Origin of the sequence: Plantibacter flavus, assembly GCF_051487245.1 — a bacterium.
GTDB lineage: Bacteria > Actinomycetota > Actinomycetes > Actinomycetales > Microbacteriaceae > Plantibacter > Plantibacter flavus_B.
In genome coordinates this window covers 48,776-68,919 of record NZ_JAHVDH010000004.1, presented here as the reverse complement: position 1 = coordinate 68,919, position 20,144 = coordinate 48,776, and the positions used below count along the sequence as shown (strand labels likewise).

20 protein-coding genes are annotated in these 20,144 nt (G+C 70.4%); 8 read left to right on the top strand and 12 right to left on the bottom strand.

Features of this window, described 5'->3' with window-relative positions; translation table 11 throughout:
• Positions 1-27 precede the first annotated feature (27 nt).
• Together KXS11_RS10700 and KXS11_RS10695 are read left to right on the top strand one after the other, a co-directional pair.
• Positions 28-1,014 (top strand): ABC transporter substrate-binding protein, encoded by a 987-nt coding sequence (locus KXS11_RS10700; RefSeq protein WP_437385565.1) that lies wholly within the window; start codon positions 28-30, stop codon positions 1,012-1,014.
• Between the two features lie 10 nt (positions 1,015-1,024).
• Positions 1,025-2,878, top strand: coding sequence for a siderophore-interacting protein (locus KXS11_RS10695; RefSeq protein WP_437385564.1), 1,854 nt, complete (start codon positions 1,025-1,027; stop codon positions 2,876-2,878).
• 61 nt (positions 2,879-2,939) lie between these two features.
• On the opposite strand, the gene KXS11_RS10690 is transcribed toward KXS11_RS10695, so the two are convergent.
• Positions 2,940-3,080: a hypothetical protein gene (locus KXS11_RS10690; protein WP_437385563.1), complete on the bottom strand. Its 141-nt coding sequence runs from the start codon at positions 3,078-3,080 to the stop codon at positions 2,940-2,942.
• Complete coding sequence (locus KXS11_RS10685; RefSeq protein WP_437385562.1) at positions 3,070-3,522, bottom strand: SRPBCC family protein; 453 nt, start codon at positions 3,520-3,522, stop codon at positions 3,070-3,072. The genes KXS11_RS10690 and KXS11_RS10685 overlap by 11 nt, the downstream gene beginning before the upstream one ends.
• A 312-nt stretch (positions 3,523-3,834) precedes the next feature.
• On the opposite strand from KXS11_RS10685, the gene KXS11_RS10680 reads away from it, so the two are divergent.
• Positions 3,835-4,944 carry an APC family permease gene (locus KXS11_RS10680; RefSeq protein WP_437386015.1) on the top strand — a complete coding sequence of 370 codons (1,110 nt, stop codon included), beginning with the start codon at positions 3,835-3,837 and terminating at the stop codon, positions 4,942-4,944.
• Positions 4,945-5,048: 104 nt separating this feature from the next.
• On the opposite strand, the gene KXS11_RS10675 is transcribed toward KXS11_RS10680, so the two are convergent.
• Both KXS11_RS10675 and KXS11_RS10670 read right to left on the bottom strand, forming a co-directional pair.
• On the bottom strand, positions 5,049-6,491 hold the full coding sequence (locus KXS11_RS10675; RefSeq protein ID WP_437385561.1) for a sugar porter family MFS transporter: 1,443 nt from the start codon (positions 6,489-6,491) through the stop codon (positions 5,049-5,051).
• Positions 6,492-6,569: 78 nt separating this feature from the next.
• Positions 6,570-9,017, bottom strand: a complete 2,448-nt coding sequence (locus KXS11_RS10670; protein WP_437385560.1) for a glycoside hydrolase family 2 TIM barrel-domain containing protein — start codon at positions 9,015-9,017, stop codon at positions 6,570-6,572.
• 233 nt (positions 9,018-9,250) lie between these two features.
• Here KXS11_RS10670 and KXS11_RS10665 point away from each other — a divergent pair, with 233 nt between their 5' ends.
• Entirely contained in the window at positions 9,251-10,291 is a 1,041-nt protein-coding gene (locus KXS11_RS10665; RefSeq protein ID WP_437385559.1) for a LacI family DNA-binding transcriptional regulator, read from the top strand.
• Positions 10,292-10,342: 51 nt separating this feature from the next.
• Here the strand turns inward: KXS11_RS10665 and KXS11_RS10660 are convergent, their stop codons facing one another.
• Positions 10,343-11,239 (bottom strand): NAD-dependent epimerase/dehydratase family protein, encoded by an 897-nt coding sequence (locus KXS11_RS10660; protein WP_437385558.1) that lies wholly within the window; start codon positions 11,237-11,239, stop codon positions 10,343-10,345.
• Between the two features lie 65 nt (positions 11,240-11,304).
• Between KXS11_RS10660 and KXS11_RS10655 the strand changes: the two genes are divergently transcribed.
• Together KXS11_RS10655 and KXS11_RS10650 are read left to right on the top strand one after the other, a co-directional pair.
• The gene (locus KXS11_RS10655) at positions 11,305-11,610 is read left to right on the top strand and encodes a metalloregulator ArsR/SmtB family transcription factor (protein WP_437385557.1); all 306 of its coding nucleotides are present in this window, start codon (positions 11,305-11,307) and stop codon (positions 11,608-11,610) included.
• A gap of 93 nt (positions 11,611-11,703) precedes the next feature.
• Positions 11,704-12,210, top strand: a complete 507-nt coding sequence (locus KXS11_RS10650) for a GNAT family N-acetyltransferase (RefSeq protein WP_437385556.1) — start codon at positions 11,704-11,706, stop codon at positions 12,208-12,210.
• A 60-nt stretch (positions 12,211-12,270) separates the two neighbouring features.
• On the opposite strand, the gene KXS11_RS10645 is transcribed toward KXS11_RS10650, so the two are convergent.
• The 7 genes from KXS11_RS10645 to KXS11_RS10615 form a co-directional block, all read right to left on the bottom strand.
• Entirely contained in the window at positions 12,271-13,155 is an 885-nt protein-coding gene (locus KXS11_RS10645) for a DUF808 domain-containing protein (protein ID WP_437385555.1), read from the bottom strand.
• Between the two features lie 113 nt (positions 13,156-13,268).
• A complete protein-coding gene (locus KXS11_RS10640; protein ID WP_437385554.1) occupies positions 13,269-13,625 on the bottom strand; it encodes a CHY zinc finger protein in 357 nt (118 codons plus the stop codon).
• Positions 13,622-14,218, bottom strand: coding sequence for an energy-coupling factor transporter transmembrane component T family protein (locus KXS11_RS10635; RefSeq protein ID WP_437385553.1), 597 nt, complete (start codon positions 14,216-14,218; stop codon positions 13,622-13,624). Before KXS11_RS10635 ends, KXS11_RS10640 begins: the two co-directional genes overlap by 4 nt.
• 4 nt (positions 14,219-14,222) lie before the next feature.
• A complete protein-coding gene (locus tag KXS11_RS10630) occupies positions 14,223-14,945 on the bottom strand; it encodes an energy-coupling factor ABC transporter ATP-binding protein (protein ID WP_437385552.1) in 723 nt (240 codons plus the stop codon).
• 11 nt (positions 14,946-14,956) lie between these two features.
• Positions 14,957-16,111: a thiolase family protein gene (locus tag KXS11_RS10625; protein WP_437385551.1), complete on the bottom strand. Its 1,155-nt coding sequence runs from the start codon at positions 16,109-16,111 to the stop codon at positions 14,957-14,959.
• Positions 16,101-17,270: a class I adenylate-forming enzyme family protein gene (locus tag KXS11_RS10620; protein WP_437385550.1), complete on the bottom strand. Its 1,170-nt coding sequence runs from the start codon at positions 17,268-17,270 to the stop codon at positions 16,101-16,103. Before KXS11_RS10620 ends, KXS11_RS10625 begins: the two co-directional genes overlap by 11 nt.
• Positions 17,267-17,872 (bottom strand): biotin transporter BioY, encoded by a 606-nt coding sequence (locus tag KXS11_RS10615; RefSeq protein WP_437385549.1) that lies wholly within the window; start codon positions 17,870-17,872, stop codon positions 17,267-17,269. Before KXS11_RS10615 ends, KXS11_RS10620 begins: the two co-directional genes overlap by 4 nt.
• Before the next feature lie 54 nt (positions 17,873-17,926).
• Here KXS11_RS10615 and KXS11_RS10610 point away from each other — a divergent pair, with 54 nt between their 5' ends.
• Both KXS11_RS10610 and KXS11_RS10605 read left to right on the top strand, forming a co-directional pair.
• Positions 17,927-18,565 (top strand): TetR/AcrR family transcriptional regulator C-terminal domain-containing protein, encoded by a 639-nt coding sequence (locus tag KXS11_RS10610; protein WP_437385548.1) that lies wholly within the window; start codon positions 17,927-17,929, stop codon positions 18,563-18,565.
• A gap of 151 nt (positions 18,566-18,716) precedes the next feature.
• Positions 18,717-20,105 (top strand): glycoside hydrolase family 30 protein, encoded by a 1,389-nt coding sequence (locus KXS11_RS10605; protein ID WP_437385547.1) that lies wholly within the window; start codon positions 18,717-18,719, stop codon positions 20,103-20,105.
• Positions 20,106-20,144: the final 39 nt, after the last annotated feature.

The window sequence follows — 20,144 nt, the reverse complement described above, 5'->3', positions numbered from 1 at the left end:
GTGCCGCCCTGTCCTCTGCGAGGAACCATGCGTCTCACCCGTCCCCTGATCGCCACGATGCTCGTCGCCGGGCTCGCCCTCACCGGCTGCTCCGCCTCTGCCGGATCGGCCGAGTCCACCGGTTCCGCCGACGCGACCCGCACCGTCACCACCGACTACGGCGACGTCGTCATCCCGACCGACGCAGAGCGCATCGTCGTCCTCAACTACGCGCTCGCCGGGTACCTCTACAACCTCGACGTGCCCGTGCTCGCGACCATCCCCGAGGACGCGGATGCGACCGAGGGCGAGTACTCGGAGTTCTGGGCTGAAGACGCCGAGGAGGACGGCACCGAGTTCCTCCCGTGGAGCGTCGACGGGTTCGACCTCGAGGCGATCCTCGCGCTCGAGCCCGACCTCATCATCGGCGGTGGCATCGGCTTCCCGCTGTTCCAGGCGGAGGAGGCGTACGACGACCTCAGCGACATCGCACCGACCGTCCTCGTGGGCGCTGGACTCGGCACCTGGCAGGACCAGTTCGCCTTCCTCGCGGAGGATGTCTTCGACCGCACCGAGGAGTACGAGGCCGCGCTCGACGCCTACGACGACCGCGTCGCCGAGGTGAAGGACGTCATCACCGCCCCTGCGGGTCCGGTCTCGTTCCTGACCTTCACTGCCGACGGCACCGCCTACGCGCTGGTGGAGAGCATCGGCCTCCCCACCGAGTTCGCCGCGGTCGGCATCGAGCCGGCACCGATCTTCGCCGAGGGCGACTTCGAGGTGTACGGCGGTGGCGGTGACATGTTCGAACTGTCCACGGAGCAGGTCGGCCAGACGATCACCCAGCCGTCCGTCTTCGTGATGGGCTTCAACGGCGAGACGCTCGACGTCGCCCTGCTGCAGACCAACCCGGTCTACGCGGCGCTCCCCGCGTTCCAGAGCGGCAACGCCTACGACCTCCCGTACTGGGCGCTCCGCGGCGACTACGACGAGGCGATGGCCCTCCTCGACGTCATCGAGCAGCAGTTCTCCTGATCGGTCGAGCATGACGCAGCGGTCCTTCACCACCCACCCACTCGTCGTCCGGAGCGTCACGGTGCGCGCCGTCCGGGACGTGACCCCACGCATGCGCCGCGTCACCCTCGGCGGCGACCGGCTCGGACCGATCGAGGTCGACGGGGTCCTGCATCCGGCGTTCGCTGCGCCAGGCTTCGACGACCACGTGAAGCTCATCTTCGCGTCGGACGGTGACGTGGCCCAGGCGCTGCCGGTGCAGCTCGCGCACGGCATCGAGTGGTCGCCCTCCAGTACCCGACTGGGGCGCGACTACACACCGCGACGGGTGGCGGAGGACGAGTTCGACCTCGACTTCGTCCTGCACGGCGACGGCCCGGCCGCGGCGTGGGCGACGTCGGCCGCGGTGGGGGATGAGCTGTGGTTCGTCGGCCCGAAGTCGTCGACCGTGCTGCCCGTCGACGTCTCCCGGGTGCTACTTGCCGGGGACGAGACCGCACTCCCCGCCATCGGGCGATTCCTCGAGGAACGGCCCGTGGACGCGCCGGTCGTCGTGGTCGTCACCGTCTCCGATGCGTCGGCTCGGCAGGAGCTGACGCTTCGACCGGGCGACACGATCGAGTGGATCGAGGCCGAGCCGACCGACGCGACCTCGATCGAGGAAGCGGTGCGCCGCCTGTGGGGGCAGGCGGAAGCCGAGCCGGCCGGCTACGCCTGGGCCGCTGCGGAGAGCAAGGTGCTGCTGCCGGTCCGTCGGTACCTCACGCGCGAACTCGGCATGCCGCGATCGCACGTGAACATCACCGGGTACTGGCACCGAGACGAGGCGGTCGCCGGCGCATCGACCGCGGAGGCCGACGTCGCAGACCGGGGAACCGGCGCCGACAACGGCAGCGAGGGTGCGCCGCCCGTCGTCGTCGCCTCACCGCTGCCGTGGTTCGTGGTGCGTGCCGCGATCCGCCTCGGCGTCACCGACGTGCTGGCCGTGTCGCCCGGGACCTCACTGACGGAGCTCGCCAGGCGGGTCGGCGTCGCCGTCGAACGACTGCGTCTGCTGCTGCCGGTGCTGCGCACGCACGGCGTCGTGGCGGGGGAGGACGACGCGCTGCGGCTCGGCGCGTTCGGTGACGAACTCGTCGACGACGAGCACGTCCGAGAGGAGTACGACGGGTTCGAGGCGGAGACGCTCGTGTCGCTCGAACTCCTCGCCGAGGCGTTGCGCAGTGGCCGTTCGACGCGTCAGGAGCGCAGCGGTGCGACGCTCGCCGCCCGTGCCGCGACCGACGCCGCGCTCTACACGGAACTCATCGACGGCGCCGGGCACCTCGTCTACCTCCTCGACTCGTTCGTCGCGGACGGCATCTGGACTGGTGTGGAACGCTGCGTGCTCACCGGTCCTGGGACGGCCGCGCTCGCCGGTGCACTGCTCGACCACGGGAGGGTCACGGCGATCGAGGTCGTCGAGCAGGCCGCCGGTCTGGGAGCGCTCCGTTCGGAGCTCGGGGAGCACGTCGCCGTCACCTGGACAGAGGTGTCGGAGGCGCGGGCCGGCGCCACCCACGCGGCGACACCATCCGCGCCGACGGGGCTCGTCGTCTCAGCGCTGGGTCTCGCGCACCGCACGGACGCCGAAGCCGTGTCGTTCCTCACCGCACTCCACGCGCATGCGGGAACGGCCGTCGTGATCGAGTCCTCCCGCCCGGACGGCCTCGGCGACGAGGACGCTGAGGCGCAGCTCGACCACTTCGCCCAGACGGGCTCGCCCATGCGCGACGCCGACGCCATCGGGGCGCTCGCCGCAGCCGCCAGTTGGCGGATCGGCGACGTGACCCCGCTCGGCTGGGGCGTCGAGGCGATCACCCTCCTCGGACACTCCACCCCCTGAGTCGCCCGGAAACGCGCGAAAATCGACGATTTCCGGACAGTTTCGGGCGACTCACGGGGCGCTAGCCGGACGGGTTCTCCACGGGTGCGCCCCCGGCGTCGGTGCCCGACTCCGGATCGACCTCGTCGGGCGGGGTGACGGACGCCTCGACCGGGTCCGTGTGGTCGGCGGGCGGGCCGGGACGTGGGCGGTCAGTTGACATCTCCGCGCCACCCTTCTCCGGTCTGGCCTTCTGCTTCGACGAGGGCCTTGTAGTTCTTGAGGTCCTTCTTCACGGCATGGTTGTCGGCGCCGAGGGCTGAACCGAGGTGCTCGAGCAGGCCTGTCGGCTGCCAGTCGAGCTGCACGGTCACCCGCGTCTCGGCGTCGTCGAGCCGATGGAAGGTGACGACGCCCGCATGGTCGACCTCGCCGCCGCGGCTCGCCCAGGCGACGCGTTCGTCGGGGTGCTGCTCGGTGATCTGCGCTTCGAAGGTCCGGGTCGCACCGCCGACCTTCACGGTCCATTCGGTGAGGACGTCCGTGACCTGCGTCACGGATTCGACCTCGTCCAGGAACTTCGGGAAGTCCTCGAATCGGGTCCACTGGTTGTAGGCGACGGAGACGGGTACGTCGACGTCGATGGTTTCGATGACCTGGGTCATGGTTGCCATCCTCTCTTCGTGTGACCTGCATGTCGCGACCGGAGACCCGGACGCGCCAGCGACGGTACGCGGCGAAGCTGCGAGCCCCTGAGGCCTCGTGAACCGCGCCCGGAGGTGTTACCCTGCCGGGTCGCCCACCCCCTGAGCCGCCCGAAAACGCGCGAAAATCGACGATATCCGGACAGTTTCGGGCGACTCACGGCGGTTCGGACGCCGTTCACCCGGCGGCGCTAGCGTGACAGCGTGCCCACCCACCAGCCCCTCGCGCGCCGACTCGGCCTGACCGATGCGATCGTCATCGGTCTCGGCTCGATGATCGGGGCCGGTGTCTTCGCGGTGTTCGCGCCGGCTGCGGAGGCGGCGGGCGGTGGGCTGCTCATCGCCCTCGTGATCGCCGCGGTCGTCGCGTTCTGCAATGCGACGTCCTCGGCGCAGCTCGCCGCGCAGTACCCGAGCTCGGGCGGTACCTACCTCTACGGTCGAGAACGGCTCGGCCGCTGGTGGGGTTTCGCCGCTGGATGGAGCTTCGTCCTGGGGAAGACGGCGAGCTGCGCAGCCATGGCGATGACGTTCGCTGCGTACACCGTCCCCGCGCCGTGGCAGCGCCCGGTCGCCGTCGTCGCCGTTCTCGCGCTCGGGGCGGTCAACCTCCGGGGCGTCACACGGACCGCCGGGGTCATCCGCATCATCGTCGCGATCTCGCTCGCGTCCCTCGCCGTGTTCGCCATCGTCATCGTGGGCACCGGTCAGATCACACGCGACCCCTTCGGCGACGGTCTCCTCGGCGACGCCGGACCACTCGGCGTCCTGCAGGCGGCCGGACTGCTCTTCTTCGCCTTCGCCGGTTACGCGCGCATCGCGACCATGGGGGAGGAGGTGCGCGACCCGGCGAAGACCATCCCGCGGGCGATCGTCATCGCACTCGGTGGAGCGGTGGTGCTCTATGCCGTCGTCGCGATGTTCCTCCTCGGCGCGCTCGGCGTACCCGCACTCGCGGCTTCGACGGCGCCCGTCGCCGACGCCGCTCGCGCAAGCGGCGTGCCGTGGCTGCCGCTCGTCGTGCAGCTCGGAGCGGCGGCCGCCTCGCTCGGTGCGCTCCTCGGCCTCATGACGGGCATCGGTCGCACGGCGCTCGCCATGGCCAGGAACGGTGACCTCCCGCGCGGACTCGCCGTCGTGCACCCCCGGTTCCAGGTGCCGCAGCGGGCGGAGCTCGCGCTCGTCGCGGTCGTCTGCGTGCTCGTCCTGGTCGTCGACCTCCGCGAGGTCATCGGGTACTCGTCGTTCGGGGTGCTCCTGTACTACTTCGTCACGAACCTCGCCGCGTTGACGCAGTCTGGCGTCCACCGTCGCTACCCGCGTGCGCTCCAGGTGCTCGGTCTGGTCGGCTGCGCGCTGCTCGTCGTCACCGTCCTGCGCTGAGGCGCGAGCCCCTGCCGCTGAGTCGCCCGAAAACGCGCGCAAATCGACGATTTGCGCACCGTTTCGGGCGACTCAGCGCAGGGCCGGTGGTCCTGAGACGACCGCTACGAGCCGTGGGCGAAGATCGCGCCGGTGGAGACGTCCTCCTCGAGGGCTTCGAGGGTGCGGCCCCGGGTCTCGGGCACCTGTGTGACCACGAAGAGCAGTGCGAGTGCGCCGACGCCGGCGAAGACGAAGAACGTCCCGGTGATACCGAGGCCGGCGACCATCGACGGGAAGTACAGCGACAGGAAGCCGTTCGCGACCCACAGCATGAAGATCGAGATGCCCATGCCGATGCCACGCATGTGCAGCGGGAAGACCTCGGCGAGGTACACCCAGACGGCGACGTTCAGGAAGGTCTGCATCGAGCCGACGAACGCGACGACGAGGAACAGGATCACCCAGGGGCGGATGGGGTCGCCCGCCTCGAGCAGCATCGAGGAGACGCCGATGAGCACGTGGCAGGCGGTGGTGAGTGAGAAGCCGATGATGAACGTCTTCCGGCGGTCGAGCCGGTCCATGTATCCGAGGGCGATGAACCCGCCGACGACCGCGATGACGCCGGGCGCGATGTTGGCGATGAGCGCCGCGCCCTCCTCGAAGCCCGACTCGACGAGCACCGTCTGGCCGTAGTACATGATCGAGTTGATGCCGGTGAGCTGTTGGGCGATGCCGAGCCCGATGCCGATCAGCAGGATGCGGACGAGCCACGGGTTGCGGACGATCGCCCCGAAGCCGATCCGGTGTGCGCGACGCTCCTCCTGCGCGACGGCCTCCACGTCTCCGAGTTCGGCGACGGCGCGGTCCTCGGCGCGGATCGTCTTGAGGACGACGAGCGCTTCATCGCGTCGGCCCCGGTCGACCAGCCACCGCGGGGATTCCGGCATCCGGAGCATGCCGAAGAACAGTGCGAGGGCGGGCAGTGCGCAGATCGCGAACATGATGCGCCAGACGCCGTGGTACTCGCTGAACACGTTGCCGATGACGGCGTTGACGATGAACGCGGAGAGCTGGCCGATGACGATCGCCACCTCGTTTCGGCCCGTGATGGATCCGCGGATCTCGTAGGGCGCGAGCTCGGCGAGGAACACGGGGACGACGGCGGAGGCGCCGCCGACGGCGAGGCCGAGGAGGACCCGTCCGACGACGAGCACCTCGAAGCTCGGCGAGAGGACGACGGCCATGGTGCCGACGAAGAAGAGGACGGCGAGCAGGATGATGCTCTTCCGGCGACCCCAGCCGTCGGCGAGGCGCCCGCCGAACAGGGCGCCGAACGCTGCGGCGAAGACCAGGGAGCTCGTGACGACGCCCTCGGTGAAGGGGGTGAGGCCGAGCTCGGCGGTCATCGGGCGCAGTGCGCCGTTGATCACTCCGGTGTCGTACCCGAACAGGAGGCCGCCGAAGCAGGCGACGATGGAGATGATGCCGAGGCGACTGCGGTGCGGCCCGGCGGTGAGGGGCGGGAGTGTGGTCGTGCCGCGGCGGGTCGTGTGTGCGTGTGCCATGGGACTTCCGAGTGTAGGGCGCGGCGAGGCGCCCGGATCTGCTCGGGAATTGCGCGTTTTCGAACCGTTGCGGGCGACTCAGTGCTGACGCGGGTCGGATGCCACCTCCAGGTCGACGACGACGTCGGCGAGGCCGGGGGCGGTGACGACGACGGTGATCGTGCCGGGGCCGGTCGGGCGGACGATCGCGAGGGCACGGCCGTCGAACGTCGTGCGCGTCGTGGCGTCGAACCGCTCGGCGGTCTTCGGGGCGCCGGTGCCGAAGCCGGCGAGGGTGCCCGAGCCGGTGACCTCGACCGACACCTCGCGGTCGGCGCCGGTGACGAGCACCCCGGCCGCATCGCGCAGCTCGATGGCGATGAAGGCGAGGTCGGTGTCGTCGGCGCGGAGCGCGGTGCGGTCGGCGGTCGCGGTGAGCAGCGTGTCGCCCGTCGCGGAGACCAGTGCGGTGCGGCCGGACTCGACGCCCGCACGGTAACCGACGGCCTCGAGGGTGCCCGGGCGGTACGTCGTCTCGAAGCTCGCGAGCTTCGGGCGTCGCTCACCGACCGGTCCACGCGCGATCTCCACGCCGTCGAGCAGGAGCGCGACCTCGTCGGCGTCGGCAGCGACCTCCACGGTCACCGGGCGCCCCTCGAACCCCGGCCACGTCCAGGAGTCGACCGAGTCGCTCCACGCCCACGGCGACTGCATCGTCACCGTCTGCCCGTGCCGCTCCGGGCGCACGGCGGCGATCGCAGGCGTCGTCCGCAGACCGAACACGATCTCCCGGTAGTAGGAGACCGGCCGCCGCCAGCCGGTGATGTCGAGGTCGCCGCACCACGCGGTGAGGTACGGATACTCGCGCTCCAGTGCTCCGTTCGCCTCCGGGTCCTCCTCGTAGGAGGTCGCGCCGATGCCGACCTCGCCGAGGTAGTCCCAGCCGGTCCAGGTGAAGTCGCCGATGACGTTCGGGTTCGCCTCGACCAGCGGCCACAGCTCGCCGATCTGCGTGGGGAACGTCTCGGAGCCGACGATCACGCGGTGCGGGAACCGCTCGGCATCGCTCGCGTAGCGACCGTCGGCGTAGTTGAGTCCGAGGACGTCGAGGGCGGCGCTCGACTCGGCGGTGCGCTTCGTGACCGCGTCGGACGAACCGATGAGGCTCATCATGTTCGCACCGGCCTCGCCCATCAGCGTGTTGAGTCCCTGGTCGGACGCCATGATCGCGTCGAGTTCGTCGAGCACCGCCAGGGTCGCGTTCACGCCGTTCGTCACCGGTCGCGTCGGGTCGAGCGCGCGCACGTGCTCGGCGAGGTCGCGGGCCTGGATCGCACCGTGCGGCGTGCCGACCTCGACGATCTCGTTGCCGATCGAGTACATGATCACGCTCGCGTGGTTCGCGTCCTTCGCGACCATCGACTCGAGGTCGGCACGCCACCACTGCGCGAAGTCGAGTGCGTAGTCGTACGTCGTCTTGCCGCGGCCCCACATGTCGAACGCCTCGTCCATGACGAGCATGCCGAGCCGGTCGCAGGCGTCGAGCATCGCCGGCGAGGCCGGATTGTGGGCGGCGCGGATCGCGTTGAAGCCGGCGTCCTTGAGGAGCTGGATGCGACGCTCCTCGGCTCGGGCGATCGAGGCGGCACCGAGCGGACCGTTGTCGCTGTGGATGCACGCCCCGCGGAGGAGCACGGGCTCGCCGTTGATCAGCAGACCCTTGCGCGGATCCACCGTGACCGTGCGGATGCCGTGGACGGTGACGGTCTCCTCGCCGACGACACCGCCGTCGCCATCGCGCAGGGTCGACGTCGCCGTGTGGAGTGCCGGTGATTCGACGCTCCACAGGGCCGGATCCTGCACGTACAGACGTTGGCGGATGAGCGCGGTGCCGCCCGGCGCGATGGTGACCGGCGTGCTGTCGCTTTCGACCACGGCACCGCTCGGCGCCTGCAGTTCCGTCCCGAGCGTGACCGACGCGGTCGTCAGTCCACGGTTCGCGATCGTCGTCGCGACCTCGAGCACCGCCTGGTCGTCCTCGATCCGGACCGTCGTGACGCGCACGCCGTCGGGCTCGATGTGGACCGGTTCGTCCACGTGGAGGAAGACCGGTCGGTGGAGGCCGGCGCCCGCGTACCAGCGGGTGTCCTGGCCGGAGCGCACCTCGATGCGCAGCGTGTTCGTCTCCCCGAAGCGGAGGAACGGCGTGAGGTCGACGAAGAAGCGGGCGAAGCCGTCGGCACGGTTCCCGGCGAACTCGTCGTTCAGGAACACCATCGCGTGCCGGAACGCTCCCTCGACCTCGAGCCGCACGATGCGACCCGCCCACTCCGCCGGGACGTCGAAGGTCTTCAGATAGCTGAAGGCGCCTGCGGGGGAGTACGCCGCACCACCCTTCGCGGGTGCATCCGGGGAGCGTTCCGCGTCACGCAGGGCGTCGTGCGGCAGGGTCACGGCCACCGAGTCGTCCTCGCCACCCTGCACGGCTGCGAAGGGCCCGCGAGGGGCGCGGACGATCCAGTCGCTGGTGAACGGGGTGACGGTCATGGCGGGCTCCGATGGTGGTGCGGTGGTGGTGGTCTGATCGGCGCCCGCTGGATGTGCGTCACTGCAGATCATGGCGTTCGCGAAACTGTTTCTCATGGTTTCGCGAATGAGTCGAGGGTAAGCGTCGGCTCCACTGGCGGTCAATCGAGCGAGCGTGAAACAGTTTCGCTACGCTGATCGCATGCCCACGCGTGCTCGTGCGGGCGCGAAGACATCGACGCACGGAGGCGCCCATGGCACGGACACCGATGGCCGGACCGACGCTCGCCTCGGTCGCCGAGCTCGCCGGTGTCTCGAAGGCGACGGTGTCGAAGGTCGTCAACGGTCGCCCTGGAATGTCCGCCGCGACGCGTACCCGCGTCGAGGCCGCCATCCGCGAACTCGGCTACGTGGCGACCGTGCGCGGCGTGACCGACGCGCGGTCGGCGTTCAGCGTCGTCTTCGACACCCTGCACAGCGTCTACTCGCTGCGCGTGCTCGACGGCATGGTCGCCGCTGCGCAGCGCGATGGCGTCGACCTCGTGGTGCGGGTGCTGTCGACCGAGGAGTTCGGGGCCGGGGTCGGCGGCACGGCGCTCGACCGAGCGTTCGTCGAGGACGTCGCGGGGCGCGGGCATCTGGGCATGATCGTCGTGACGACGGCGATCGAGTCGGACGTGGTCGACGCCTGCCTCGATGCCGGTATCGCCCTCGTCGCCGTCGACTCGCCGAACCCGCTCGACCGCTCGGTCGCGAGCATCGGTTCCGCCCACTGGACCGGCGGACAGCAGGCGGTCGAGCATCTGATCGCGCTCGGGCACCGGCGGATCGCGTTCGTCGGTGGCGATCAGGAGAATCCGGGGTTGCGTGCGCGCTTCGGCGGCTACCGTGACGCACTCCTGGCGGCGGGGATCGCCGACGACCCGGCGCTCGTCTCGGAGGACGGCATGGGCACGGCGGGACTCACGGTCGCCTGGATGCTGACGCTCGCCGATCCGCCCACCGCGGTCTTCGCCTCGAACGACGCAGACGCGTTCGCCGCGATCCGTGCCGTGTTCCAGGCCGGCCTGCGCGTACCGGAGGACGTGAGCGTGGTCGGCTACGACGACACGTACTCCGTCGTGCAGACCTTTCCGCGGCTCACGACCGTCCACACCTCGATGCGCGACATCGGCAGTGCCGCGGTGGAGACGCTGCAGCGCCTCCACGCGGGCGGCAAGCCGCTGTCGCACCACCTCGAACTGGCGACGACGCTCGTCGAGCGCGAGTCGACCGCCCCCGTCGCGCGGCGCTGAGTCGCCCGGAACTGTTCCGAAAACGCCGATTCTCGGACATTCCTGGGCGACTCAGTGCGCGCCGACGCGCCGGAGGTCGGAGCGGGCGAAGCGACCCTCGGGGAGGGCGGCGCGGATGCGGTCCTCGGTGAACGGGCGGGACGGACGCAGGTCCTCAGGGAGTTCCGGTGCGTGCGGAGCGGCCTCGCTGACGCCCTCCGCGAGCATCCGCGCCTGCGCCTTCGCGACGAGCGGTGTCCGCATCGACCACTCCGTCAGCTGGGCGAGCACCCGGATCGACCACACCGGGAGTGGGACGTACAGCGGGCGGCGGTCGGCCACGCGGGCGATGCGCCGCACCGCCGCGCCGAGGGTGAGGGTCTCGGCGCCCATCACCGCCACGGTCGGTTCCTCGACGCGTCCCTCGAGCGCCGCGACGAGCACGTCCACGGCGTCGGCGACCGGAACGGGCCGCACGAGGCGCTCGGTGTACCCGACGGTGCCGAAGACCGGGAGTGTGCGCACCGCCTTCGTGACGTGGTCGACCATGTGGTCGCCCGGTCCGTAGATCATGCCGAACTTGAGGATGTTGTGCGGCACCCCGGATGCGCGCACGAGCTCCTCGGCGGCCCACTTCGTCTCGTGATACCCCGAGCCGCAGTCCGGGCGGGCGCGGAGGAAGCTCACCATCGTGAGTCGTCGGACTCCGGCGCGACGGGCGGCGTCCGCGACCGCCCTGGTGCCGTCGACGTGCACCCGCTGAAACGTCTGCTCGCCGATCTCGCGGTTGATGCCTGCGCAGTGCGCAATGGCGTCGCAGCCGGCGAACGCCTCCGTGAGGGCGGCGACGTCGTCGATCTCGATGCCGGTGCGGCGTGAGATCACGACGGTCTCGTGGCCGGCTGCTCGCAGTCGTTCGTCGAGGTGTCGTCCGACGAATCCGGTCCCGCCGGTGATGGCCACTCTCATGGTCGCTCCTTCGCTTGTTAGCAATGTAGCTAAACCGTATATTGCAATCGTGCTAGATTGCAACCATGGCAGATACGGCTTCGGACATCTTCGCGGCCCTCGCGCATCCCACCAGGCGGCAGATCCTGCAGGACCTGAAGGACGGCGAGATGGCCGCCGGTGAGATCGCTGCGCGCTTCGACGCCACCGGCCCCACGATCTCCCGGCACCTGGGCGTGCTGCGACAGGCCGGGCTCGTCTCCGAACGACGCGACGCGAACCGTATCCTGTACTCGCTGGTCGGCGAGCGCCTGGCCCTGTCGGTCGGCGACTTCCTCTCGACCGTCTGCCCGGAGCAGATCGTGCTCCGCGAGGTCCGCAAACGCCGCTGAGTCGCCCGAACCTGTCCGAAAAACGCCTGAGTTCGAGCGTTCTCGGGCGACTCGACGACGCTGCACCGATTCACCCGTCACACAAGGAGCACCATGTCCGTATCGCCCGTCGTCACCATCGAGTCCGTCGCCTGGGACGACGCCAGAGCGGTCGCCTTACGCTCCGCGATGGACGAGGAGATGGACGCGCGCTACGCCTCGGCCTGGGCGGACTGGGACCCGGAGCGGGCGCGGCTGGCGCAGACGGCGTTCGCCCTCGACCCGGCCGACATCCGCGGTACGTTCCTCGCGCTCGTCGACGGTGTGGCGGTGGGGCACGCGGCGCTCCGGAAGCTCGGTGAGGAGTGGGAGTTGAAGCGCGTCGTCACGCTGGCGAGCCACCGCGGGCGCGGCATCTCACGGGCCCTCATCGCAGCGGTCGAGGGGGCAGCGCTGGCCGACGGTGCCTCGCGACTCATCCTGCAGACCGGCGACCGCCAGCCTGACGCCGTGCGGCTCTACGAGTGGCTGGGCTATGAACCCATCCCGATCTACTCCCCGTACGAGCTGATCCCGATGTCGCTCTGCTACGCCCGCGAGCTCGCTGCGCCGAGCCGCTGAGTCGCCCGAAAACGCGCGAAATCGAGCGATTTGCGCACGTTTCCGGGCGAGTGAAGGCGGTCAGTGCGTCGGCTGGCCGCGCTTCACGACCCGGGAGACGCCGAGTGTGATCGCGACGACGACGAGGCCCAGCAGAAGACCGAAGACGGCGGACATCGCCGTGTCGGCGATCCACACGACGACGGGGCCGGTCGCCTCGATCGCGTGCGTCACGACGTGGAGCAGGTCGTACGGGCCTGACCAGAACGTCTCGGCGAGGTTCGCGATGACGAGGTGGCCACCCACCCACAGCATCGCGACGGTGCCGATGACGCTGATCACGCGGAACACGGCGGGCATCGAGGCGACGATCCGGGCGCCGGTGCGTCGGACGCGACGCTCGGGGCTCTTCATGAGGCGCAGGCCGATGTCGTCGAGCTTCACGAGCAGGGCGACGGCGCCGTAGACGATCGCGGTCATCACGAGGGCGATGACGGCGAGGGCGCCGAGCGTCAGCCAGATCCCGAGGCCGGCGTCGAGGCTGGCGAGGGCGATGAGCATGATCTCGGTGCTGAGGATGAGGTCGGTGCGGACGGCACCCGAGACGAGCTTCTTCTCGTCGCGCGTCTCCTCCTCCGCTGCATCGTGGTGCAGGCCGAACCACTCCATGACCTTCTCGGCGCCCTCGAAGCAGAGGTAGGTACCGCCGATGATGAGGAAGAACGGCAGCACCCACGGTGCGAAGGCGGTGAGGAGGAGCGCGATCGGGATGATGATCACGAACTTGTTGAAGAGGCTGCCGCGTGCGATCCGCCACACGACGGGCAGCTCGCGAGCCGGGGTGAGGCCCTGCACGTACTGCGGGGTGACGGCCGCATCGTCGATGACGACGCCGGCGGTCTTCGCACTCGCCTTCAGCGCTGCGGTGAGGATGTCATCGACGACGGCGAGCAGGCCGACAGACATGGGTGCTCCTTCAGTGATCGGGAGTCCAGAGTAGCGTCACCGTCCGCCCCTGAGTCGCCCGGAACGGCGCTGAAATGGCGCCGATTCGATCCGATTCGGGCGACTCAGCGGCGTCAGGGTGTGAAGTAGAAGTCCAGGTGCAGCTTGCAGCCGGGGTTGAAGGGTGCTGCGCAGTTCGGGCACGCCTCGACGCCGAGATAGGCGTCGATCGTCAGCTCGCTCCGGCACACGCCGCAGAGGACCGCCTCACGGTCACGCTCCTCGCGTGGCCACTGCTCGGCGGGGTGGTCGGCGCACTCGGCATGGCACAGGTGACAGGGGTAGTACTCGCCGCAGCAGACGAAGCGGATGGCGATGACGTCGAGCGCGGTCGCGTAGTGCTCGCACCGCGTCTGGGTGTCGACGGTCTTGCCGAGGACGCAGACAGGTGTCGCGCCCGCCGCAGCGGAGCCGGCGCGCTCATCGCTCACCGCACGCCCCTCGCGGTCAGGGCGTCACCGAGTTCGTCGGCATGTTTGAGGGACACCACGAGGAACGGCACGACGAAGGTGAACAGGCTCGACCTCGTGCCGCGCGCCCGCTGCGCCTCCCGCACGCTGAGCGCCAGGCGGGCGAGCACCGGAACCGTGTTGATCGCGACCGCGAGCATCAACGCGATGCGCGCCGGGTCGATGCCCAGTCGGCCGAGTGGTCGCAACCCGCGCTCGAAGGCGTCGAGGAGGTCGGCGACGCGCGTGCTCAGCACCAGCAGGGCGGCGAACAGGATCGCGGCGACCATCCGGGAGGTGTTCGAGAGTGCCGACTCGATGTCGAGGAAGAGCAACTGGCCGGCGAGCGTGATCGTGATGATCCAGCGGATGAGCAGCACCTGCCGGCTGAGTTCCCGCAGGCCGATCCCCGACGCCAGATACCCGAGCACCGTGACCGACAGCGCGATCACCGCTGTCCACCAGCTGGTCGGCAGCAGCGAGATCGCCAGCACGACGACCAGGATGCCGAACGCCTTCGGTCCCGCCGGAAGCCGGTGCAACCATCCCGTGCCCGGCCGGTACAGCGTGATCACGGCGTCACCATCGCAGGCTCGCCCGGTAGGCGTCGATGACCTCGCCCGGTTCACCCTGCGCGACGATGCGGCCCTCGTCGAAGAGCAGCGCGGTGTCGCAGCGGGCCGCGAGGTCGAGGTCGTGGGTCACGAGCAGGAGCTGGTGCCCGGCCTCCGGGTGCAGCAGGTGCTCGGCGACCGCCTGGCTGTTGCGGGCGTCGAGATAGGCGGTCGGCTCATCGGCGATGAGGAGCGCAGGGCGGCGGATGAGCGCACCGCAGAGGGCGAGCAGTTGCTTCTGCCCGCCGGAGAGTTCATGGGCGGAGCGGTCGGCCAGCTCGGTGAGCCGGAAGTCCACGAGTGCGGCCGCGACCTCTTCGCCGATCTGCGCCTTCGAGCTGCCCGTGCCGCGCAGGGAGAACGCGACGTCCTCGGCGACGGTCGGCATCACGATCTGGGCGTCGGGGTTCGAGAACACGATGCTGACGAGCGCGCGGAGGGACGACGCCTGCTTCGCCGCATCGACGCCGTGCACGGTGACCGTCCCGGCCGTCGCCTTCGTCAACCCGCCGACGAGGCGCGCGAAGGTGGACTTGCCCGAGCCGTTCGATCCGATGACCGCGACGCGCGAGGCCTCGAGGCGCACCGACACGTCGTCGAGGGCGAGGGTGTCGCCGAGCTGCGACGAGACCCGGTCGAGGACGATCGCGGGACGTGCGCCGGCTGGCTGCGTGTGGTCGGGGGTCATGGCATCAGGAATCATCGCACGACCTCGAAGACCGCGGCGACGCCGAGGCCCCCACCCACGGAGGCGGCCGCCACGCCGATGGTTCCGGCCGGTGCGCCACGGCGGACCAGGCGGGAGAACAACCGCACCACCGAGACGGCGCCGCTCGCACCCCAGGGATGTCCGAGCGCAAGCGCACCGCCGTCGGCACAGACCCGGGCGTCGTCATCGGACAGGCCGAGACGGCCGAGCACTGCCAGGGTCTGGGCGGCGAACGCTTCGACGATCTCGAACGCGGCGACCCCGTCGAGCGTCAGACCGGCCCGGTCGAGTGCTTCGAGGATCGCCGGGGCCGCACCGACACCGGGGAGCGCGGGGTCGCAGCCGACGACGGCATACGCGCGGACCGCCAGGCCGGGAGCCTCACCGCGGTGTTGCGGCCCGCCCGGGACGATCAGGACGGCGGCGGCTCCGTCACTCACCCGGCAGGTGTTGCCGGCCGTCAGCGACCCGCCCGCGAAGAGCGGCGTGAACCGGGGGAGCAGACGATCGATGCCCGACCTCGGCGGCTCGTCCGCAGCGACACCGCCCGTGAGCGGGACGAGCTCCGCCGCGAGCCGCCCGGCCGCGACGGCGCTCGCCGCACGATGGGTGCTGCGGGAAGCGTAGGCATCCTGTCGCACGCGCGAGATGTCGTCGTGCACGGCGAGGTCCTGGGCCGCCCGCGTCATGTCGGGGTCGTGCCAACCGGCGGGGGTGAACGGTGCGCGATCGTAGGCGACACCGTCGACGGCACGGACGGGTGCGGTCGATGCGCTCTCCACGCCGCCGGCGATCCGGGGTCGTGCGTCACCGGCGCGGATCGCTGTCGCCGCCTCGATGACCGCCGCGAGACCGCTCCCGCACTGGCGGTCGACGGTGAGGCCCGGAACGGCGACGCCGAGCCCGGCGCCGAGGGCTGCGACGCGCGCCGGGTTGCCGCCCGGGCCCATGCAGTTGCCGAGGACCACGTCGGCGACGGTGGGCGCGTGCCCGAGGAGGGCTGCGGCATCGTCCTGCACGGCGCGCACGACGGGCACGGCGAGGTCTTCGACGGTGAACGCGGCGAGAGCACGACCGCGGGTGGCGATCGGCGTGCGACGGGCGGCGATGACGACGGCCGACGCGTCGAGACGGTCAGTCGACAAGGCGCTCCACCTCCCCGGCACGGACGCGGTCGACGAGAGCCGCCCTGGCCACCTTGCCGGTGACGGTGCGCGGCAGCTCGTCGACGAGGTACCAGCGGCGCGGCCGGTGCGTCGGAGACAGGAGCGCCGCCGCATCGGCTCGGAGTCCGGCACGCGTCGGACGGGTTCCCGAGCGCCACTCGACGACCGCCGTGACCAGTTCCCCGACGCCCCCGTTCGGCAGCCCGAGCACGGCCACGTCGTCGACGCCGTCGATCCGGCGCAGCGCCGCCTCCACCTCGGAGGGGATGACGGTGGCGGCGGCCGTGAGGATCGCCTCGTCGGCGCGGCCGAGCAGCGTGAGCACGCCGTCGTCGAGGCGTGCCCGGTCGCCGACGGTGCACCAGTCGCCGTCACGACGGAGCGGTCCATCACCCTCGAGATACCGGGTCGCGACATACGGGGAGCGGACCCAGAGCACGTCGTCGTCGCGCACCTCGAGTTCCACGCCGGGGAAGGCGCGGAGGCCGGGGTCGGGGGTCGATCCGTCGTCGATGGCGACGAAGGACAGCTCGGCGGCGCCGTAATAGGTGACGACCCGCACGCCGAGTGCCGTCGCGCGTGAGCGGAGCGCCGGGTCGAGCGCGGCGCCGCCGATCAGCGCGACCCGCAGCTGTCGCAGGGTGCCGGTGTCGAGCAGGGTGCGGAGACCGTTCGGGGTGCCGTGGAAGTGCGTCGCATCGTGCGCGTCGTCGGCGGTGAGCGTGTGCGTTCGGGGGAGTGCGAGGGCGAACCCGGACTCCGCCGCGTGTGCGACGGAGAACAGGGAGAGCGACGAGGCAGGCGGGGACGAGAGCGCGAGGACGTCGCCAGGGCGCAGGTCGAGCAGCGCGGTCAACGGACCGAACGACGCCGACCAGGAGTCGGCCGTCCGGAGCACGATGCGGGGATCGCCGGTGCTGCCGGAGGTGAGCGTCGCCCAGGCCTGGCCGGGCTGGGCCCCCGCGGCTTCGGCTCTGACGCAGACCGTGCGCCAGTGCTCGTCGGACCAGCGGTCGTCGCCGACGAGGGGGATGTGTCCGGCGGCGCGCTCCGCTCCGACCCGACGCGCGACGGCAGCCGGATCAGCCCCGCGGAGGGGGACGATCCGGCCGACGCCGGTCGCGCGGGCTGCGGTCACGCGACTCGCGTCCGCTCGACCGGCTGCGTGAGGGCGGGGCCTGAGGCGTGGCGGAACGCGCGCGGGTAGGCGCGGGCGAGCGTCATCGTGATGACCGTCGCGAGCACGACCTTCACGAGGTCGCCCGGCACGAAGACGAGGCTCTGCAGGAAGGTCTCGCCGAGCGAGAGGCGGGTGACGAGCGACTGCACGGGGATGCCGATCGCATAGATGACGCCGATGCCGCCGACGAGGACGCCCAGCGCCGTGCGCCACCAGCGGAGCTTCCGGCCGCCGGCGTGGACGATGAGGCCGATGACGAAGGCGCCGACGATCCAGCCGAACAGGTACCCGGCGCTCGGGCCGACGAACACCCCGATGCCGCCGCGGCCGCCGGAGAGGAGCGGGAGGCCGATCGCGACGAGGGCGAGCAGGACGAGCATCGAGAGCATGCCGCGCCACGCGCCGAGGACCGCTCCGGCCAGCATGACGCCGAGGGTCTGAGCCGTGATCGGGACGGCGCCGAGCACGGAGAACGCGCCGGGGAGCCCGAGGGCCGCGACGATCGCGGCGAACACGGCGATGCGGGCGATGTCGGTCGCATCGATGCGGAGTCTGCTCATCTCGGGCCTTCCTGAACGGTGTTCACTTGAACAGCGTTCACTATAGTTGGAACCATGGCCGGTTCCGAAACCCTCCGACGCCACCGACGCGACGATGTCGCCGAGGTCGCCCTCCGGATCCTCGACGACCACGGGCTCGCCGACCTCACCATGCGCCGTCTCGCCGCTCAGCTCGACGTGCAGCCGAGCGCCCTGTACTGGCACTTCGAGAACAAGCAGACGCTCATCGCGGAACTCGCGGATCGCATCGTCGACCGGCGTCTGGCCCCAGGTGTCACCCGGCCCGACGCAGACGCAGACGCAGACGCGGACGCCGACTGGCGCGAGCGCACACGCGACGAGGCCGCTGCGCTCCGTGACGCCCTGCTCGCGTACCGCGACGGCGCGGAGGTCGTCTCCAGTACCTACGCGCTCGGGCTCGGTTCCGGCCGCGCGCTCGATCGGCTGACCGACGCGGTCTCGCTCGGCGGATTCGACGAGGCGACGAGCCGCCGGGCCGGGACGGCGCTCCTGCACTTCATCCTCGGGCATGTGTCGCACGAGCAGCAGCGCCTGCAGTACGACAGCGTCGGGGTGCTCGCGGGCGGGCTCGCAGGAGGCCCCCTGGGTGCCGATGACCAGGCGCAGGCGTTCGCCTTCGGCGTGGGGCTCCTCGTCGACGGGTTGTCCCTGGTACCGGTTTCTCCGCGCTGAGTCGCCCGAATGTGCCCGCGATGCGCCGGATTTCGAACGTTCCCGGGCGAGTCGAACGTGCGCCGGATCTGAAAACCGACTAGCGCTAGGGTTTACATTCACATATGTTGTGAATCGCAACATGCAAACGCTTCTTGAGCGAAGGACGATGATGTCGAACCCCACCCCCACCCGCGAGATCACCTGGGTGACCACCACCCAGCACGAGGCGTGGACCGCCCAGCCGTCGCCCACCTGGGTGCCACTCGCCGGGATGCCCGGGGTCATGCTCCGCCCCGAACAACGGCGCCAACGCATCGACGGCTTCGGCGTCTGCTTCAACGAGCTCGGTTGGACGGCGCTGTCCCGGCTCACCGAGGCCGAGCGTGACGGCATCCTCGACGAACTGTTCACTCCCGGCATCGGCACCGGCTTCACCCTGTGCCGGATGCCCGTCGGCGCGAACGACTTCTCCACCGACTGGTACTCCTACGACGAGGTCGACGGCGACCTGGAGCTCGAACACTTCTCGATCGAGCACGATCGCAGCACCCTCGTCCCCTTCATCACCGCCGCGAAACGCCACCAGCCGGACCTTCGCGTGTGGGCGTCGCCGTGGAGCCCGCCCACCTGGATGAAGACCAACAAGCACTACGCGGGAGCCCGCCCCTGGGACGGTTCGAACGTCGACAACGGCATCCGCGACGACCAGCTCGGCGAAGAGGGCACCGACATGATGGTGCAGACCCCCGAGTACCTCGCCGCCTACGCGCGCTACTTCGGCCGCTTCATCGAGGCATACCGCGAAGCAGGCATCGACATCGAGATGGTGATGCCCCAGAACGAGTTCAACTCGCCCCAAGTCTTCCCGAGCTGCACCTGGACCCCGGCCGGCCTCGCCCGGTTCGTCTCGCACCTCGGCCCGGAGATGGACCGCCTCGGCGTGAAGGTGTTCCTCGGCACCCTCGAACGCCCCGACGCGAGCATGGTCACCGACGTGCTCGACGACCCGGACGCAGGCCGCTGGATCCAGGGCGCCGGCTTCCAATGGGCGGGCAAGGGCGCCATCGCCGAGGTGCACCGCGTCGCCCCGGAACTGACCCTCCTCCAGACCGAGCAGGAGTGCGGTGACGGGGAGAACGACTGGCGCTTCTGCCGCTACACCTGGACCCTCATGCGCCGCTTCTTCGAATCAGGTGCCAACGGGTACACCTACTGGAACCTCGCCCTCGATCAGGGTGGCGAGAGCCGATGGGGGTGGAAGCAGAACTCCCTCGTCGTCGTCGACCCCGAGACGAACACCTTCGAGTACACCCACGAGTACCACCTGCTGAAGCACCTCGCCCACTTCGTCGAGGTCGGCGCTCGCCGCATCGAGGCGTTCAGTTGGTCGGGGTACGAGAACCAGCTGGCGTTCGAGAATCCGGACGGCAGCCTCGTCGTCGTCATGCAGAACGACCTCACCGAGGAGATGCCCGTCACCATCGCGCGCGGCGGCCAGGCGCTCGAGGTCGTCCTGCCCGGCGACTCGTTCAGCACCTTCGTCATCCCGGCGGCGTAACGCCCAGTCTCCCGTCGAGCCGCCTGGAAATGCGCGGAA

Coding starts and splice junctions, on each gene's coding strand:
- KXS11_RS10645 (WP_437385555.1), bottom strand. CDS start 13,155: ATGTCTGTCGGCCTGCTCGCCGTCGTCGATGACATCCTCACCGCAGCG.
- KXS11_RS10615 (WP_437385549.1), bottom strand. CDS start 17,872: ATGAGCAGACTCCGCATCGATGCGACCGACATCGCCCGCATCGCCGTG.
- KXS11_RS10700 (WP_437385565.1), top strand. CDS start 28: ATGCGTCTCACCCGTCCCCTGATCGCCACGATGCTCGTCGCCGGGCTC.
- KXS11_RS10665 (WP_437385559.1), top strand. CDS start 9,251: ATGGCACGGACACCGATGGCCGGACCGACGCTCGCCTCGGTCGCCGAG.
- KXS11_RS10610 (WP_437385548.1), top strand. CDS start 17,927: ATGGCCGGTTCCGAAACCCTCCGACGCCACCGACGCGACGATGTCGCC.
- KXS11_RS10695 (WP_437385564.1), top strand. CDS start 1,025: ATGACGCAGCGGTCCTTCACCACCCACCCACTCGTCGTCCGGAGCGTC.
- KXS11_RS10660 (WP_437385558.1), bottom strand. CDS start 11,239: ATGAGAGTGGCCATCACCGGCGGGACCGGATTCGTCGGACGACACCTC.
- KXS11_RS10680 (WP_437386015.1), top strand. CDS start 3,835: ATGATCGGGGCCGGTGTCTTCGCGGTGTTCGCGCCGGCTGCGGAGGCG.
- KXS11_RS10650 (WP_437385556.1), top strand. CDS start 11,704: ATGTCCGTATCGCCCGTCGTCACCATCGAGTCCGTCGCCTGGGACGAC.
- KXS11_RS10690 (WP_437385563.1), bottom strand. CDS start 3,080: ATGTCAACTGACCGCCCACGTCCCGGCCCGCCCGCCGACCACACGGAC.
- KXS11_RS10630 (WP_437385552.1), bottom strand. CDS start 14,945: ATGACCCCCGACCACACGCAGCCAGCCGGCGCACGTCCCGCGATCGTC.
- KXS11_RS10675 (WP_437385561.1), bottom strand. CDS start 6,491: ATGGCACACGCACACACGACCCGCCGCGGCACGACCACACTCCCGCCC.
- KXS11_RS10670 (WP_437385560.1), bottom strand. CDS start 9,017: ATGACCGTCACCCCGTTCACCAGCGACTGGATCGTCCGCGCCCCTCGC.
- KXS11_RS10655 (WP_437385557.1), top strand. CDS start 11,305: ATGGCAGATACGGCTTCGGACATCTTCGCGGCCCTCGCGCATCCCACC.
- KXS11_RS10605 (WP_437385547.1), top strand. CDS start 18,717: ATGTCGAACCCCACCCCCACCCGCGAGATCACCTGGGTGACCACCACC.
- KXS11_RS10685 (WP_437385562.1), bottom strand. CDS start 3,522: ATGACCCAGGTCATCGAAACCATCGACGTCGACGTACCCGTCTCCGTC.